General features: G+C 58.7%; 15 protein-coding genes. 6 read left to right on the forward strand and 9 right to left on the reverse strand.

Annotated elements, in window-relative coordinates; translation table 11 throughout:
- The first annotated feature begins 99 nt into the window (after window positions 1-99).
- The 4 genes from ACFQJC_RS06275 (at window position 100) to ACFQJC_RS06290 (ending at window position 3125) form a co-directional block, all read left to right on the forward strand.
- A complete protein-coding gene (locus ACFQJC_RS06275; RefSeq protein ID WP_390222429.1) occupies window positions 100-831 on the forward strand; it encodes a helix-turn-helix domain-containing protein in 732 nt (243 codons plus the stop codon).
- Window positions 832-968: 137 nt separating this feature from the next.
- Complete coding sequence (locus tag ACFQJC_RS06280) at window positions 969-1361, forward strand: DUF5789 family protein (RefSeq protein WP_390222430.1); 393 nt, start codon at window positions 969-971, stop codon at window positions 1359-1361.
- A 110-nt stretch (window positions 1362-1471) separates the two neighbouring features.
- Window positions 1472-1723 carry a PRC-barrel domain containing protein gene (locus ACFQJC_RS06285; protein ID WP_390222431.1) on the forward strand — a complete coding sequence of 84 codons (252 nt, stop codon included), beginning with the start codon at window positions 1472-1474 and terminating at the stop codon, window positions 1721-1723.
- A gap of 109 nt (window positions 1724-1832) precedes the next feature.
- Window positions 1833-3125 carry a TIGR00341 family protein gene (locus ACFQJC_RS06290; protein WP_390222432.1) on the forward strand — a complete coding sequence of 431 codons (1293 nt, stop codon included), beginning with the start codon at window positions 1833-1835 and terminating at the stop codon, window positions 3123-3125.
- A 42-nt stretch (window positions 3126-3167) separates the two neighbouring features.
- On the opposite strand, the gene ACFQJC_RS06295 is transcribed toward ACFQJC_RS06290, so the two are convergent.
- Together ACFQJC_RS06295 and ACFQJC_RS06300 are read right to left on the reverse strand one after the other, a co-directional pair.
- Window positions 3168-3527, reverse strand: coding sequence for a hypothetical protein (locus ACFQJC_RS06295; RefSeq protein WP_390222433.1), 360 nt, complete (start codon window positions 3525-3527; stop codon window positions 3168-3170).
- Window positions 3528-3715: 188 nt separating this feature from the next.
- Window positions 3716-4072, reverse strand: a complete 357-nt coding sequence (locus ACFQJC_RS06300; RefSeq protein ID WP_390222435.1) for a four-helix bundle copper-binding protein — start codon at window positions 4070-4072, stop codon at window positions 3716-3718.
- A 329-nt stretch (window positions 4073-4401) separates the two neighbouring features.
- Here ACFQJC_RS06300 and ACFQJC_RS06305 point away from each other — a divergent pair, with 329 nt between their 5' ends.
- Both ACFQJC_RS06305 and ACFQJC_RS06310 read left to right on the forward strand, forming a co-directional pair.
- Window positions 4402-5919, forward strand: coding sequence for a phosphoenolpyruvate carboxykinase (ATP) (locus ACFQJC_RS06305; RefSeq protein WP_390222436.1), 1518 nt, complete (start codon window positions 4402-4404; stop codon window positions 5917-5919).
- Between the two features lie 195 nt (window positions 5920-6114).
- A complete protein-coding gene (locus ACFQJC_RS06310) occupies window positions 6115-7260 on the forward strand; it encodes a DUF7118 family protein (protein ID WP_390222437.1) in 1146 nt (381 codons plus the stop codon).
- Window positions 7261-8321: 1061 nt separating this feature from the next.
- Here the strand turns inward: ACFQJC_RS06310 and rhcB are convergent.
- The 7 genes from rhcB to ACFQJC_RS06345 form a co-directional block, all read right to left on the reverse strand.
- Window positions 8322-9119, reverse strand: a complete 798-nt coding sequence (rhcB, locus tag ACFQJC_RS06315) for an L-rhamnose 1-dehydrogenase (RefSeq protein ID WP_390222438.1) — start codon at window positions 9117-9119, stop codon at window positions 8322-8324.
- Between the two features lie 57 nt (window positions 9120-9176).
- The gene (gene rhcF, locus ACFQJC_RS06320) at window positions 9177-10031 is read right to left on the reverse strand and encodes a 2,4-diketo-3-deoxy-L-rhamnonate hydrolase (protein WP_390222439.1); all 855 of its coding nucleotides are present in this window, start codon (window positions 10029-10031) and stop codon (window positions 9177-9179) included.
- 84 nt (window positions 10032-10115) lie between these two features.
- On the reverse strand, window positions 10116-10874 hold the full coding sequence (locus ACFQJC_RS06325; RefSeq protein ID WP_390222440.1) for an IclR family transcriptional regulator: 759 nt from the start codon (window positions 10872-10874) through the stop codon (window positions 10116-10118).
- A gap of 156 nt (window positions 10875-11030) precedes the next feature.
- Window positions 11031-12059 (reverse strand): TIGR03560 family F420-dependent LLM class oxidoreductase, encoded by a 1029-nt coding sequence (locus tag ACFQJC_RS06330; RefSeq protein WP_390222441.1) that lies wholly within the window; start codon window positions 12057-12059, stop codon window positions 11031-11033.
- Between the two features lie 2 nt (window positions 12060-12061).
- Window positions 12062-13267 (reverse strand): L-rhamnonate dehydratase, encoded by a 1206-nt coding sequence (gene rhcD / locus ACFQJC_RS06335; RefSeq protein ID WP_390222442.1) that lies wholly within the window; start codon window positions 13265-13267, stop codon window positions 12062-12064.
- Window positions 13268-13461: 194 nt separating this feature from the next.
- Window positions 13462-14496, reverse strand: a complete 1035-nt coding sequence (rhcE, locus tag ACFQJC_RS06340; protein ID WP_390222443.1) for a 2-keto-3-deoxy-L-rhamnonate dehydrogenase — start codon at window positions 14494-14496, stop codon at window positions 13462-13464.
- A 188-nt stretch (window positions 14497-14684) separates the two neighbouring features.
- Window positions 14685-15845: an ABC transporter ATP-binding protein gene (locus ACFQJC_RS06345; RefSeq protein WP_390222444.1), complete on the reverse strand. Its 1161-nt coding sequence runs from the start codon at window positions 15843-15845 to the stop codon at window positions 14685-14687.
- Window positions 15846-15881: the final 36 nt, after the last annotated feature.

Consider the following 15881-nt stretch of genomic DNA (forward strand, 5'->3'; position numbering starts at 1 on the left):
ACAGGACACTGATTCCACGTGTATGGAAACTGACCCTCTACCCACGGTACAAACGGTTGTTCACCGGCGACAGAGTGGCAACACACAGGTGGGACACTGATGACGCTCTTCGCTACTGTGCACGTAGAGTCGCCGGTTCTCGAGACGAGCGTTCGGCAGGCGGGCGACGTGAGCGTGACACTCGAACACCAATCGAAGACGACCGATGGCGAACTCGACATGACGCTGTGGGTGTCTGGCGACACCCATTACCTCGACGAATTCGAGGCGGGAATGGACGCCGACGAGACTGTCTCACGTTGGATTCCCATCGAGGGGGCCTCGACGCGACGTCTCTACCAGACGCGGGTGACCGCCCAAGCCGGTAGGCTCCAAGACTACCACGGTTGGACCGACGGTCGAGCCACGTTCTTGACCGCCCACCGGGAGGTTGACGGGTGGACCGTCGAGATGTACCTCTCGGACCGGTCTGTCCTCCAGCAACTCGCTGCTGAGTGCGAGTCGAACGACGTCAGGTTCGACTTGTATCAGGTCACGGAGGTCGAACAGATAGAAGAGACACGACAGTTCGGACTCTCGAAGGTGCAGATGGAGACGCTACTCACGGCGCTCGAACGTGGGTACTACTCCGTCCCGCGTGAGGAGAACCTCGAAGAACTCTCCCGGCCGCTCAACGTGTCGCATCAGGCGGTCTCCGAGCGCTTACGTCGGGGCGTCGGCTCACTCATCAAAAATACGATTGCGACGCAGTGGGACGATACTCACCCACGGCCGCCGAGACCGAACGTTTCGCCCGTAGACTCCTCGACCGAGGAACACGCGCTCTCGTAAATCGCACGCCGATTTTTTGACGTGCCCCCGAGTCTGTGATTGGTTGCTCCGCATCGTGTGGACGAATCTCCTGATTGCAGCACACTCGTTGCATGTGCCTGCAGAATTCTTTTTCATCAGCGACGGGTCTAGAACCCATGGCATCCGATGAAAACCCACCTACCCAGTCGAGTGCTGACGAGCAGAGCGAGCAGGATAGCCGCGAGCAAGGCGTCGATATCGGTCCCCTCGCAGACGAACTCGAAGAACACTCCTACCCGACGACGACGAAAGAGCTCATCGACGAGTACGGCGACTACGAAATCGACCTCGAAAACGGTCGTGAGACGGTGGAAGAAATCTTCGGCCGCTTCGAAGACCACGAGTTCGAGTCGGAGGAGGATGTCCGGCAGATGATCTACAATTTGGTCGGAGCGGAGGCCGTCGGTCGGACCAATTACAGCGACCGAGGTGGTATCTCCACGGATAGCTCGTCCGCCACAGACGAAGAGGGAGACGGCGCAGACGGCGAAGAGGCAGACTCAGTGTGAACGCCGCAACGTGAGCGCCGTCACGAGTGTCGGTACCGAACGGACGGCATGCGACGGCGAACCCACATGCACCTGCAAGCTAAAGCATGAGGATGGTCGCACGCATTCGTATGGATGCAATGGCAAGTGAAACCGTCTTCACCGACGACGACGAAGGCAAGCGCGTAGTCAACCCGAACGGCGACGATATCGGACGCGTCATCGAAGTTCGACACGGGGTCGCCTACGTTGACCCGGACCCGGGCATCACAGACACCCTCAAGTCCAAACTCGGCTGGGGAGACAGCGACGAAGAGTCGTACCGACTCGACAACGAGAACGTCGAGACCGTGACGGACGATACGGTTCGACTGAAACGGTAAGCGTCTTTCCCGATTTCGGTTCCGTTTTTTCGTACGACGTGTCTCGTCCCACCGATTCGACCACCGACCGGTATCGGCTCGAAACCGAGCGCCCACTGTATATACGACCGTGAGAGAACTACGCATTCAAGTCTCGAACGCCGAGCGCGACGAAGTCGAATCCGTCCTCGATACTCGCGGGTTCGATTACACCACTATCGAAGACGATGAGACGCACATCTTTGTCCCGCTTCCGACTGCGGCCGTTTCCACCGTCCTCGACGACCTTCGTGAGAAAGGACTCGACGACGACTCGTGTCGCGTCCTGACGAAAGCGGAGTTCGCACAGACGCCGCGATTCACCGAGTTGCAGGCGAGGTACGCCGCGAGTGTTCGAAAGCTCTCGAAGGAAGAACTCCACGGAAAGGTACGCGAAATCCAGTGGCCGTATCAACTGTACTACGTGGGGAGCATCCTCAGCGTCATCGCGGCGACGGCGGGCTTTCTCATCGACCAACCGGCGCTTCTCATCGGCGCGATGGTCATCGCACCACAGGCGAGTTCGGCACTTGCGGCCCCGACCGGAGTACTACTCAGCGATTGGCGGTTGTTCGTCAAGAGTCTCCGCGAGCAGGTGCTCAGTTTCTTGCTCGCAATCGTCGCTGCCGGGTGTTTCAGCCTGGCCGTCCGATGGGCTGGTTTCGTGCCTGCGAGTCTCGACGTTACACAACTCGAACTGGTGAGTCTTCGGCTCTCGCCCTCGGTGTTTTCGACGGTCGGCGCGATTATCGCTGGCATCGTCGGCGCGTTCGGCTACACGACAGAGCAAGCCACGTCGCTCATCGGCGTGATGATTGCGGCAGCGCTGATTCCCGCAGCGGCCGCCGTGGGTCTCGCTATCGCGTGGACCGAACCGATGTTCGGGGTGGGTGCGTTCTTGCTCTTGTTGGTCAACGCCTTGGCAATCAACGTCGGTGCGATACTCACCCTCGTCGTGATGGGATATCGGCCGAATTGGCGCGTCCCGAATCACTCGTTGCCCACGTCGGTTCCGGCGAGCGAGCGGCGAGTCGTCTACTTACTGTTGATTGGCGTCGTCCTCCTCTTCGCCGTGACGGGCTACTTCACAGCCGTTGACGTCGAATTCTCACGCGAGGTCAACGAGGAAGTGGAGGCGACGCTGACGCAGGCTGACTATCAGGGCCTTTCGGTGACGAGCGTCAAGTCCGCCTACGGCGGCGCGGTGTTGACTTCGACTCCGACACCCGTCACCGTCAGTCTGAGCAGGACGACGAACGAAGAGTATCCAGCGCTCGCACCCACACTCGAACGTCGAATCGAGCGCCGAACCGGGCAGAACGTTCAGGTGACAGTCGAGTTCAGTACGGTCAGGTCGTCGAATCGACGCACCGGTGATGACTGACGACTGAAGAAAAAACCGCCTTCGTTTGCCGCAGTGTACCGATCACACGCCCGGGACACCGAACGCGTTGACCGCGAGGATGTTGAAGAGTGTGAGCAGATACAGGATTATCGCCGATGTGACCCACGCGATGAGCGCGATAGCTGCAGCGCTCGCCCACCCCGAGGGATACTGCCAGTTGACGACGGCGAGATAGACGATGAGGGCGAGCAACGGACCCAACAGTGGAATCCACCCGAACAGTAGCCCCGTGAGTGACCACGCGAGCGCGCCGATGAGTGCGGTCAGGGCTGCTTTCCCGAAGCTTTTGGTCTGTGTGACGATTCGCCCGCCGACGTATATCCCCAGCGCTCCGATGAGGAAACTTACCAGGAAGACGATTACTGAATCGACTAATGCCATACCTTCGTGTACCCTCGTGAGGGCCATAGGCGTGTAGCTTGCAATTGCACCCCGTCAGGTGCGTACCGGAGACTGTGGGTACGGACGTCCGACTGTTCGACGGTCGATTCTCCCTTCTCTACGGAAAAAATGGAGAGACGAATCGAGAAGAGGTGAACGAGAGACGTATTCAGCGATGCGAGCTGAGTTTACGCACTCATCATGTTTCGACAACTCTCAGCACACTCTCGAAGGACTTCGGCACAGACCTGACAGTGGTTTGCATCGTGACGGTCGCACTCCTCGGCACACTGTTCGCAGACCCCGGCACAGACTTCGGCCAGTTCGGGGCTGTAGTGTGAGTCTCGCGCCATGAACCGGGCGTGCAGAGAAGCGACGTCGGCGACGTCTCGGCAAAGACGGGCGCACTCTTCCATCGCTTCGTCGCCGAGACACTCGTCGGCACACCATTCGCAGACTTCTGCTGCTTCGTTACAGATTTCGATACACTCGCGCTGTTCGTCGTTCAGGTGGTCGATTTTCGAGACCGTATCTGCAAGGGACATTGCAGTACCGATTAGTGGGTGTCTCCAGTTCACTCTCCTGCTTGTCCTTGCAGGGTCAGTCTCTGTTCTCCCGGTCGTGGGAGTACTGCACGACGCACTGCTGTACAGTGCGCACTCTGGGCCGAATCGGAATCAACTCCCACGGCACGCTTTTCGATTAGTAGGTGATTAGCATCTCCGATATCCGAGTTGTGCTGGCCTAAACCGGGGGTCTGTTCGTCGGTGCGCTGTGAGTCAGAAGAGGTTTATCTGAATTCGAATAAATAATTTACACAATGGATTACAAATAAAATAACCATGTTTCCAAAGCCCGTCACAGAGTCCATAGGATGAAAGACATGACCCCGCTGCAACGAATGGCCGACTTTCCAAACCCCGAGACGGCAGACCACATCACGTACAACCCATCCATCTCTGACCTTCGTAGCTTCTCTGCGCATCTCGAAACGACGACCGAGTTCGGGTCACCGTCGTACGTCAGTGCGTATCGCTCTCGAAGTGCTGCACAGACGGCGACCGCCATCGACGACTCGTTCGACAGGGAGGACTACACAGTCGTCGAACGAGCGACCGAGTGGGTAAACGACCCACGGAACGAGGTGCTCTGTGTAGACCGCGTCGTCGGCCGACACGACGAGGTCTCGGCCGTCTGCCGACTGTTCCTTCCAAAAGCGTACGCCCGCATCGCGCTGGCGTGGGCGGCACTGCTCGAACCCTCGCACGGTGTCGAACCAGATTTCGTCACGGTCCAACTCCCCGACGCCGCCGACGAGGCGTGTATTCGCGTGCTTCCCGACGACGGTCTCACCGTGGTACTCGGGAGCGACTACACGGGCGAAGCGAAGAAGTCGTTCCTCCGATTGTTCATGCATCGGGCGAAGCAGATGGGCGGTCTCGGACTCCACGCCGGAAGTAAACGCGTTCGATTGAACGACGAGTCGGGAGCGCTGCGTGAGGTCGGACAGCTCTTCTTGGGGCTTTCGGGAACCGGAAAGTCCACGCTGACCAGTCACGGTCTCTGGTTGGACAGCCCCGAGGGGGCAGAGATGGTTCAAGACGACGTTTGTGCACTCCTCCCGTCTGGCGCTGTCGTCGGCAGCGAAGGCGGTGGTCTCTACATCAAGACGCTCGGACTCGACGCAGGCGAGCAACCCGAACTCTACGAGGCAGCGACCGACGAGCGTGCCGTCCTCGAAAACGTGGCCGTCGATGACGACGGCTCGGTCCAGTTCGACGAACCACGGTACGGACGAAACTCTCGTGCCGTCGTTCGGCGCGACTGCCTCGAAAGCTCGGCCGACGGTATCGACCTCGACACCGTCGATCAGATATTCTTCATCACGCGTAACCCACTGATGCCACCAATCGCCAAACTCGACGAGCGCCAAGCGGCGGTGGCGTTCATGCTCGGCGAGTCAATCGAGACGAGCGCCGGTGACCCATCGCGTATCGGCGAGTCGATTCGTGTCGTCGGCACGAACCCGTTCATCATCGGGTCGAAAGGTGAAGAGGGCAACCGGTTCCGTGAGTTGGTCGAGTCGCTCGATGTCGATTGCTTCGTCATCAACACCGGCGTCGTCGGCACCGACGACCCCATCGATGTCGGCGTCGAGGAGACAATCGCCATTCTCGAAGGTGTCGCTCGGGGGACCGTCGAGTGGACGCGAGACGAGACGCTCGGGCTGACTATCCCAGAGCACGTCAGCGGTATCGATATCGGCCAATTCGCGGTAGGTGACCACGTCGAAGACGTCTCTGGTGCAGTGGAATCGCTGCGTGCCGAGCGTCGAACGTATCTGGCACAATTTGACACCCTCGACCAAGACATCCTCGACGCCGTGTACTGAGTCCGCTGCAGAACGTACCGCGTCTGTCGCAGTGGATACGTGTGAGGTGTGTCGGCTCACAGCGGCGTGAGTTTCGACACCCCGGGTCGATATTACAGCGTGGAAATCACGTACTGCATTTTTGTGTCTCAATCCCTCACTGTACGGTAATGACACTTGTCTCGACCGACTCGCTCACACGTTTGCGGGGTTGCGATGACTGAGACGTCCGACGTCGTGGCGACGATGGAAGCCGCCTCACGCAGACTCGACGAGACCCGTCTCGCAGTCGAAGAACACGGGACGGAAGAACTTCGAGAGGTCGCCGACGCGCTCCAGAACGTCGAACGAGTCCTCGACCGGTACGAGTCACGTGCGACCGACCGAGACGACCTCAAAGGCTACATCGAATTCAGAGAAGCGCTTTCGGACACACTGGACGAGATTCCAGCAGACATCCGCCACAGCGAGGCGTTCATCGAGGTCAACGACATCCTCACGACGGGTATCACTTCGACGCTTTCTGAGAAGGATTTCGAACAGGCTCGGATAGCACTCGAACCGGTTCGTGAGGACGCCGAGCGTCTCGTCTCGTGGCGAACTGCTCGCAGTGAGTACCAATCAGCACGTCACGCGGTCGAACAGCGGCGACGCGAACTCACCGACCGTCTCGACGAGTTGGAAGAAATCACCGCACTGGGCGATGCCGACCTCGAAGCGCCGACCGACGAACTCGCTCTGCCCATCGAGGCGTACAACGACGCGGTAACGACGACGTTTACGGAGTACGTACAGCGGACTCCGTCGCGTGAGGTGCTCGCTCTCCTGGTGACCGCTGAATCGTACCCACTCGTCGAGTTGCCGACCCCACCGCAACGTCTGCGGTCGTACCTCGAAACTGCCGACGTCGGTTCCGAACCAGTTTCCCGACTCGTCGAATTAGCCGACTTCTCGCGGTCGAAACTCGAACACTACGTCAGCGACCCCGAGACGTTTTCGGCGGCCGTCGGAACGAATCGGACGTTTCTCTCCCAGTTGACTCACCCCCCGGATTCGCTCACCATCTCGTGGCCGCCTGAATCTGCTCAGGAACTCACGTGGCGAGCGAGAGAACTCACTTCGATAGTCGGCCGATTCGCAGACGAAGCCACGGTCCAACGACTCCGCGCTGTACATCGGTTTGCTTCGAACAACTCGGCGGAGTTCAACCGCCTGAGAGCGACTGCTGTCGCCCACGAGCGACTCACTGAGACACAGCTATCCCGACTCAAAACCGGTGCAATCGAGACCGAACGCGAGGAGTGTCGAGCAGTGATTCGAAGACTCGCGGAGTGCTTGGAATCACACGAACCACTTCACTGAGTTCGGTGAGACGAGCGCACCGTATCACGATTCAACACTGTAGACGAATCAAACCCACCCATGATACTCACTCATGATGCTGATTGAACAGTCATTGTATAAGAAAGTTGTCTCAAGTCGATAGCGATTTAGTGTCGGTTCTGCAAGTTCCGTGTCTTCGTTGGTGATTCACTGTATCCTGTTCGAAATGCCACTTATTTATAAATAAAGTGAAGATACTTCTTCGAAATGTCGTTTACATATGGTGTGTGGTGTGGTCGATATGGGGCATGGACGGCGGAGTAACTGGTTAACTGTCTGAAAATTTATATGGTTAGTGTTGGAAAGTTGACCTAGTAGGATCGATGTGCTGAACCGAGTTTGCCATTGCCCACTGGTATCCGCAACCATCTGCAGATTGTACTTGTGAAGTGCAGCTACCACAGGTATTACAAACGTACTGGCGTAATGTCTTTCCACGCTACATTTCCGGTAATGCCGGAACCGACGCATGACTCAGCGAGGGCCTTCCTCTAATCACTTGTCGGATGGTAGTTCGGGGCGGTTCGTGAGTCGATGAGTAACTGTACCACCAGTCACTGTACGAATGTACTGTCGGCAACGCAGAGAGCGCACGCCCAGACTCGTGAGACGATGTCGTCGATCCCGAAGCAATCAAAAAAGAGCATCAATGGGGTTTGAGCTCACGGGCAATCGAGGGCACGTGATTGCGAATGTGATACATACGGAGTACTCACATCGCGGATTGCCTTGTGCGGTATGACTGATGTGCTACTGGTTAATGCGTCGGTCACACTGCTAGTCGGATTGTCCGACAATAGGTATCGACTCCATGTGAACAATTAACAATTATGGTTGGGTCAATATTGTCGCCTCAGACTCTCGGCCCCACAGTGTAGTGCGTGATTTCCGTTCGGGGGACTGTAAGAGCGGCTCGTACAAAGACAAAAGGTTGGTTCGATCGACACTCAGGCTTCCGATAACACCGGAAATGCTTCCGAGGTGACCGTACAGATCACGAGGCTGAACACCAGGTGAGCGGTGGGACCAATCGTATCGACTTACTGTTTGAGATAGCCGCCGTCGATTGCGATGGACTCGCCGGTAATCCAGTCTCCTTCCTCGGAGAGCAGGAGCACGGCGAGGTGACCGACCTCTTCTGGTTGCCCGATACGGTCGAGGATGTGTACGTCGAGTGTCTCTCCGAGGATTTCGTCGGTGGTCTTTCCGGACTGCTCGGCGTGTTCTTCGAGCCACGTCTCGACCATCGGCGTCTCGACGGTGCCCGGTTTGAGTGCGTTGACGGTGATGCCGTGTTCACTCAGCTCCTTTGCCAACACCGTCGTGAACGCGAGGACCGCGGCTTTCGACGCACCGTACGCGCCTTGGCCGGGGAACGGTCGTTCGGCTCCGACCGACGAGATGTTCACGATGCTTCCGCGAACGTCGTGTTCGACCATCCGCGCTGCGATCGCCTTCGAGACGATGAACGTCCCTTTCGTGTTCACGTCGAAGTGGAGGTCCCACTCGGACTCGGTGGTTTCGAGGAGTGGAATCGCTTGCTGGACGCCAGCGTTGTTCACCAAGCCGTCGATTGGCCCGAGCGCGTCGATAGCCGACTCGACTGCGTCGGCGACGACCGCGCCGTCTGTCACGTCCACCTCGTACACCTCGGCGTCGCCACCGTGTTCACGAACGAGGCCGGCTGTCTCTTCGGCGACGGTCGGCTTCGTATCGAAGATAGACACGTTCGCACCGGCGCGTGCGCACCGAACGGCGATTCCGCGGCCGATTCCTCTCGCGCCGCCGGTGACGACGATATGGTTGTCTGCTAAGCGTGTATCAGAATGATTGGTCATAGATTGTGGTACGTAGATTTGCTGTAAATACCTGTGTACTCCCGAACCGAAGCCGAGTTACGAGCTGTCGTTCTCGGCGACGACCGGGTTGGTGAGCGTTCCGATTCCTTCGATTTCGACATCCACCACGTCGCCGGGTTCTAGGAGTTCTGGTGGGTCACGGAAGATGCCGACGCCACCGGGCGTCCCGGTCGAAATCACGTCGCCGGGGCGGAGTGTGGTGATGCCGCTGATGTATTCGACGACTTCGTCCACGCCGAAGATGAACTCCGAGGTGTTGGACGACTGCTTCGTCTCGCCGTTGACCCGACAGGCGACGTCCAGATTGTGTGGGTCGATGTCCGCTTCCGGGACGAACGTCGGTCCCATGGGGGCGAACGTGTCGTAGCTCTTCCCGCGGAAGTACTGTCCGTCTTCGAACTGCGCGTCGCGGCCGCTCACGTCGTCGATTGCGGTGTATCCCGCGACGTAGTCGAATGCATCATCGGCATCGACGTCCTTGGCGGTCTGGCCGATGACGACGCCGAGTTCGACTTCGAAGTCCACCTGTTCGACGTCTGCCGGGTGAACGATGGGGTCGCCGGGGTTCGTGACCGACGCGCCTGCTTTTCCGAACAGAAGCGGACGCTCGGGAATCTCTTTGTCCTGTTCTTCGGCGTGGTCGTGATAGTTGAGGCCGACGCAGACGATTTTTCCCGGCCGAGGAACCGGTGCCAGTAGTTTCACGTCTTCGACGGGCACCGCTTCGGATTCGGCGGCGTCGGCGGCATCTTCGACGACTCGCAAGAAGCCGGGGGAGTTCAGTTGTTGGTACGTAATCTCCTCACGGAGACCTGCTAGTGGGATGACGTCGTCGTCACGGAGTACACCCCACTGCGGAGTACACCCAGCGGTGTAGCGAACGAGTTGCATCGTTATTTCGTCCCACACCAGGGTACCTAACTGTTGCGCTCGAAGCAGGATTACGAGTAACTGAGGTTCGATTACTAGGTTCGATTACGAGTACGTGAGGTTCACCTCGATGACGTTCGCACTCTTGAGTATTTGATTCGGGAGTTCTTCGGTGAACCGTTCTTCGCGCATTCTGCTCTTCGGGCCCGACACACTCACCGCGGCGATGGCGTAGTCGTCCTGATTCAGAATCGGTGCCGCGACACATCGCATCCCTCTGACACGCTCTTCGTCGTCGTAGGCGAACCCCTGTTCACGCACTCGGTCCAGTGCCTCGAACAGTTCCTCACGGTCCGTTATCGTCCGGTCTGTGATGGCTTCCAACCCGTGTCGGTCGAGTATCGACTCTACTTCTTCGCGCGGCCGATTCGCCAGTATCGATTTCCCGAGTGCCGTCGTCTGCAGTGGGACGCGCATCCCGGCGTGGGTGTCCAGACGGACGGCGTCTGCCCCTCGTGAGCGGTACAGGAAGATGCCGTGGCCGTGTTCTTCTATCATCAGATTCGCGTGCTCGCCGGTGATCTGTGCGAGTTCGTTTATCTCTGGGCGAGCGATTTTGAACACCTTCTGTCTCCGTCGTGCGTGTGCTCCTAACTGTAGGAATCGAGTGCTGACGTAGTACGTGTCGCCTTCTTTGACGAGATACTCCATCTGCTCCAACGTTCGCAGGTGGTCGTGAATCGTGCTCGTCGGCTTGTCTATCTCTCGTGCGACCTCTGAGACGCCCGCCCCGTCGAGTTCTCGGATGAGGTCCACTAATTCGAGCGATATTTTCACCGCGTTGACCGGCACGTCTGTTGTCATAGCGTGGTATGTATGTTCAATCGTGAAATATCTTTCCGCCATGGCCGGAAAGGAGTGGTGAGCGACTACTCTCACGCTTCGGTCCCCGATGACTCTCCTTGTCCGTGTAGAACATGCGAGAAGAGAGTGTGGTTGGTTACGCCGCCCTCGACACCTTCAGCTAAACTGTGGAATCACTTCGTCCGCGAACAGTTCCATGCCGTCCGTCTCCGGGAAGTCCACGAACCATCCCTGGAACTTCGTCACGCCGGCGTCGATACGGCGTTCGATGGCCTCGGCGCACTCCTCCGGCGTTCCCATGATGAAGTACTCACGGGCGTCTGCTTCCGTCTCGATGTTCGATTGGTCCTGATACTCCTCTTCGAACTGGATGGGCGTCATCAAATCGAGGAGGTGGTCGAACTTCTCCTCGTCGCGGGTGCAGATGATGTGTCCGTCCCACGAGTACTCGATTTCGTCGGGGTCGCGCCCCACGGTTTCGCAGTGGTCCTCGATGACGCCGATTTTGTGTTCGAGCGTCTCTACGTCGCCGTTGAACACGTCCGTGTTCCAGACGTCGGCGTGCTTGGCGACGAGTTTGAGCGTGACCTCTTCGCCCTGTCCACCGACGAGAATCGGTGGGTGGGGGTCCTGTACCGGTTGGGGCATACAGTATGCGTCCTCGATTTGGTAGTGGTCGCCGTCGAAACTCGCGCCGTCGTCGCCGGCGGCCCACATTCGCTTCATCAGTCGAATCGACTCGTCGAGGCGCATGAGTCGCTCGAAGCCGCCACGGTACTCCCACCCGTAGGCGTCGTACTCGGGTTCGTGCCATCCAGCCCCGAGACCAAGCTCCAGCCGTCCGTCAGAAACCACGTCCAACGTCGCCGCCATTTTGGCGACGAGCGCGGGGTTTCGGTAGTCGTTGCAGAGGACGAGCGACCCGATGTTGATGTCCTCCGTGAAGCCTGCGATAGACGAGAGGAGCGTCCAGCACTCGTACTCCGCGTGGTCCTTTCCTAACAGGAGGTGGTCGGGTGCCCAGACCGCGTCGAATCCGAGTTCTTCTGCCTTCTGCACGCCTGCCTTGGTCGTCTGCCAGTCGAGCGACTCGTACTGCGGCGTATCGCGGTGAACGGGTTCGGTTCCCGAGTCTGGCGCGCCGGCGAAGACGGGGACGTTGTACTCGAAGCTGATGTCCGTCATCGTTACTCGATAGCGAAGTGTTCGAGCGCGTCGCGGTTCAGTTCCGTACTGACACCCGGTTCTTCGGGTAGTGGAATCGACCCGTTCTCGGGCGAGGGTGGGTTCTCGAAGATGGCGTCGGCGTAGGTCGATTCACGCTCTTCTTGCTCTTCTTCGAACCACTCGGGCGTCGGGAAGTACTCTGCCATCGGCATGTTCGTGTGGCCTGCGATAGCGTGAAGCGTCGGGTTCGTCCCTGCGTGCGGAATCACGGGCACGTCGTGCACTTCGGCCATGTCCGCGACCTTCGTGAGTTCGGTGATACCGCCGACGCGGCCCACGTCGGGTTGGAGGATGTCCACGGCACCCGCTTCGAGGAGGTTCTCGTGGCCCCATCGGGTGAACTCGTGCTCGCCGCCGGAGATTGGCATCGGTGCGGCCTCCCGGATTTCGGCGTAGCCGGAGATGTCGTCGGCGATGACCGGCTCCTCGACCCACGCCATGTCGTACTTTCCGAGGCGCTGGGTCATCTCCTTGGCATACTTGACCGACCAGCCCATGTAGGCGTCGCCCGCGATTTCGATGTCGTCGCCGACGGCGTCTCGAACCGTAGCGACGATTTCCTCGTTCTTCTTCATCCCTGCGCGTCCGTCGCCGGGGCCGTGGAGGAACCGAAGCTTCACCGCTTCGAACCCTTCTTCGACGTACTGGATAGCCTCGCGTTCGAGTTTCTCCATATCGACGGGGTGGAGATTCGACGCGTACGCGGGAATCTCGTCTTTGGTTGGGCCGCCGAGCAGTTCGTACACCGGCTTTCCGGCGTCCTTTCCTGCGATGTCCCACAGCGCCTGATCGACCGCGCTGATAGCCATGACGGCGACGCCCTTCCGACCGAATGGGAGCGTCGCACGGTACATCTGCTCCCAGAGGAGTTCGCGCTGCATGGGGTCTTCGCCGACCACTATCTTCGAGAGCGTCTCCTCGACGACGGTTGCGATGGCACCCGTGCCCCAGTTGCCGACGCCGACGCCGGTGATGCCGGCGTCTGTCTCTACTTCGACGACGACGTCGCCAACCGGTCCCATCCACTTGCGTCGCGCCTGTGGATTCTCGCCATCGACGTTGCGGTATTCGTCGTACTTCGACATGATGGTGACGAGTGGGAACTCGATGAACTCTCCCCACGACTCGTTACTGATTTTCGTCGCTGAGATGTCTGTAATCTCCATGATTTGTTTGGTACGATTTCACATGCAGTGGGCACCGGTAAAATAGTTTCTGTCGTCGCCCGTTTTTCGACCCGTCGGGCGAATGCCGAACGCCTCGCGCGATGCCCGAACCTTCGCAATGTGTTGGTCGAAGTCACGCTATACGTCACTCGAATTTCCGCTCTGTACCAGCCGAATTTCTACGCTGTGCGACCCTACTCGTCGAATTGGAAGACCGGTTTGCAGGTCTCGGAGTTGAGGAACGCTTCGAACGCTGCTGCCGGTTCATCGACGCTGTAGCCAGTATCGAGAATCTTGTCCACGGCGATTTCACCGCGCTCCATCAGGCGAAGCGCCTGTTCGAAGTTCGACCACGTCGAACCGTAGGACGTGTTGATGTCCACTTCGCCGCGGACGGCCGACGTGAGACTCAGGTCGCTCGCCGAGTTCGGGATACCGACGACGACGACTTGCCCGCCCTTCCGAACGACATCGACGCCCGAGACCACTCCGCTGTGGTGGCCCGTCGCGTCGAAGACGACGTCGAAGCCGATTCCGTCGGTCTGCGAATCGACTCGTCCGTCGAGTCCATCCTCAGCCTGAACGTTGACGGTGTCGATACCGAGGTCGTCGAGCAGCGGAAGGCGATACTCGGCGTCTTGGTCCAGTCCGGAGACGACGACGTTCGCACCGAGCGAGTCGGCGACGGCGGCGACGAGCACACCGATTGGTCCCGGGCCTTCGACGAGGACGTTGTCTCCCGGCGTCGTGACCGACTGGTCGAGGACGGCACGCGTTGCGATACTCGTCGGTTCGGTAATCGCCGCGTGGTCCAGTGGCACCCCGTCTGGGACCGCGTGGACGTGCCTCGGTTCGACGGTGACGTACTCGGCGTACGCACCGTCCTTGTGCATCCCCGTAATCGAGAAGTTCTGACAGACGTTCGGCTGGCCGTTGCGACACTGGAAACAGTGTCCGCAGTCGTGAATCGGTTCTTCGACGACTTTGTCGCCCACCTCGAACGTCTCGACGTCGTCGCCGACTTCGGCGACGGTCCCGGAGTACTCGTGGCCCATGACACGAGGGATTGGAATCCACTCGTACCCGCCGTCGTATTTGAACGCGTGGGCGTCGCTTCCACAGAGTCCCGCCGTGTGGACTTTGATGAGTAGTTCGTCTGCGTCGGGGGTCGGAACCTCCCGCTCTTGTGTCTCTACCGAACTCGGTCCGGTCTGAATAATTGCTTTCATAATCGCACGTAGACGTACTGGGTTCGTCTCAGGTTGACTATGCGAACACTCTGATTAATAATTTTGGGTCAAGACACCGTGAGAGCGGTCGATGCTGTGGCTATGGGGACTTCCGAGTGTGGCGGTCGCACGTTAATTTCACTCCGTGGGTCCCCGGACTATCACCTTGTCATCTGTCTGCGAGTCGTTCAGACTTCGACGTTATCCGACGTCCGTTCGCTGTCGTGTCTTTTGATGTGCCGGCCTTTGAGCAACGTCTCGGTTTCGGCGTCGAACAGATAGACGTGCTCTGGTGAGATGGACAGAGACAGCGAGTCGCCTGCAGAGAGACCGTGGAACTCTTCGATTTCGGCAGTCACCCTCCCCATCGGCGTGTCGCTGTGGACGATTGCTTTCGTGCCGACCGGTTCGACGATTCGAACGTCGGCGTCGAACGTCAACCCATCTGCCTGCCGCTTGTTCGTCTGATAGAAGTCCTGCGGACGGAAGCCGACGAAGACTTCACCTGACAGTTCGCCCTCGACGAGTGCTTCTGGAATCTCGAACGAGGCATCTTGGAGTTCCACCCGGTAGCCGGTCCCCGATGATTCGACAGTGCCCTCGAAGATGTTCATGTCCGGACTTCCGACGAACTGTGCGACGAAGAGGTTCGACGGTTCGTTGAACACCTGTTCTGGCCGACCGAGTTGTTGGAGCGACCCCTCGTTGAGAACCGCGATTTTGTCGGCGATGGTCATCGCCTCTTCCTGGTTGTGCGTGACGTACGCGGACGTTATCCCGACTTCAGATTGTAGTTCGTCGATTTCAGTCCGCATCGTCTTCCGAAGTTTCGCATCGAGGTTTGCGAGGGGTTCGTCGAACAAGAACAGCCGCGGTTCTCGAATAATCGCTCGTCCGAGCGCGACCCGCTGTTTCTGCCCGCCCGAGAGTTGTGCGGGCTTGTTGTTCAGCAGTTGCTCGATTTCGAGCATCGTCGCCACCTCTTCGACTCGCTGGTCGATGTCGTCTTTCGACATCCCGTTGTCTTCGCGTTTGAGACCGAACCCGAGGTTCTCTCGGACGGTCATGTGCGGATACAGCGCGAAGTCTTGGAACACCATCGCCACGTCTCGGTTGCGGGCTTTGATGTCGTTGACGACGGTTTCGTCGAACAGAATCTCTCCCTCGCTCGGCGTTTCTAACCCACCTATCATCCGGAGTGTCGTGGTCTTCCCACATCCGCTCGGCCCGAGCAGAACGAGAAACTCGCCGTCGGCGACGTCGATGTGCAGATCATCGACTGCCACGACACCGTCTTTGTCGGGATCTCCGAAAACTTTCGTGACACCGTCTATCGTGAGGTGTGTCATTGTAAAACGTTACCGTAGGACATCTCTTAAAGGTAG

The organism is Haloferax namakaokahaiae, assembly GCF_042663225.1.
In the GTDB taxonomy this organism is placed as follows: Archaea; Halobacteriota; Halobacteria; order Halobacteriales; family Haloferacaceae; genus Haloferax; species Haloferax namakaokahaiae.

Bases quoted from the DNA above. Each gene is read 5' to 3' on its own strand.
- ACFQJC_RS06275 (WP_390222429.1), top strand. From the start codon at position 100: ATGACGCTCTTCGCTACTGTGCACGTAGAGTCGCCGGTTCTCGAGACG.
- ACFQJC_RS06280 (WP_390222430.1), top strand. From the start codon at position 969: ATGGCATCCGATGAAAACCCACCTACCCAGTCGAGTGCTGACGAGCAG.
- ACFQJC_RS06285 (WP_390222431.1), top strand. From the start codon at position 1,472: ATGGATGCAATGGCAAGTGAAACCGTCTTCACCGACGACGACGAAGGC.
- ACFQJC_RS06295 (WP_390222433.1), bottom strand. From the start codon at position 3,527: ATGGCATTAGTCGATTCAGTAATCGTCTTCCTGGTAAGTTTCCTCATC.
- ACFQJC_RS06300 (WP_390222435.1), bottom strand. From the start codon at position 4,072: ATGTCCCTTGCAGATACGGTCTCGAAAATCGACCACCTGAACGACGAA.
- ACFQJC_RS06305 (WP_390222436.1), top strand. From the start codon at position 4,402: ATGAAAGACATGACCCCGCTGCAACGAATGGCCGACTTTCCAAACCCC.
- ACFQJC_RS06310 (WP_390222437.1), top strand. From the start codon at position 6,115: ATGACTGAGACGTCCGACGTCGTGGCGACGATGGAAGCCGCCTCACGC.
- rhcB (WP_390222438.1), bottom strand. From the start codon at position 9,119: ATGACCAATCATTCTGATACACGCTTAGCAGACAACCATATCGTCGTC.
- rhcF (WP_390222439.1), bottom strand. From the start codon at position 10,031: ATGCAACTCGTTCGCTACACCGCTGGGTGTACTCCGCAGTGGGGTGTA.
- ACFQJC_RS06325 (WP_390222440.1), bottom strand. From the start codon at position 10,874: ATGACAACAGACGTGCCGGTCAACGCGGTGAAAATATCGCTCGAATTA.
- ACFQJC_RS06330 (WP_390222441.1), bottom strand. From the start codon at position 12,059: ATGACGGACATCAGCTTCGAGTACAACGTCCCCGTCTTCGCCGGCGCG.
- rhcD (WP_390222442.1), bottom strand. From the start codon at position 13,267: ATGGAGATTACAGACATCTCAGCGACGAAAATCAGTAACGAGTCGTGG.
- rhcE (WP_390222443.1), bottom strand. From the start codon at position 14,496: ATGAAAGCAATTATTCAGACCGGACCGAGTTCGGTAGAGACACAAGAG.
- ACFQJC_RS06345 (WP_390222444.1), bottom strand. From the start codon at position 15,845: ATGACACACCTCACGATAGACGGTGTCACGAAAGTTTTCGGAGATCCC.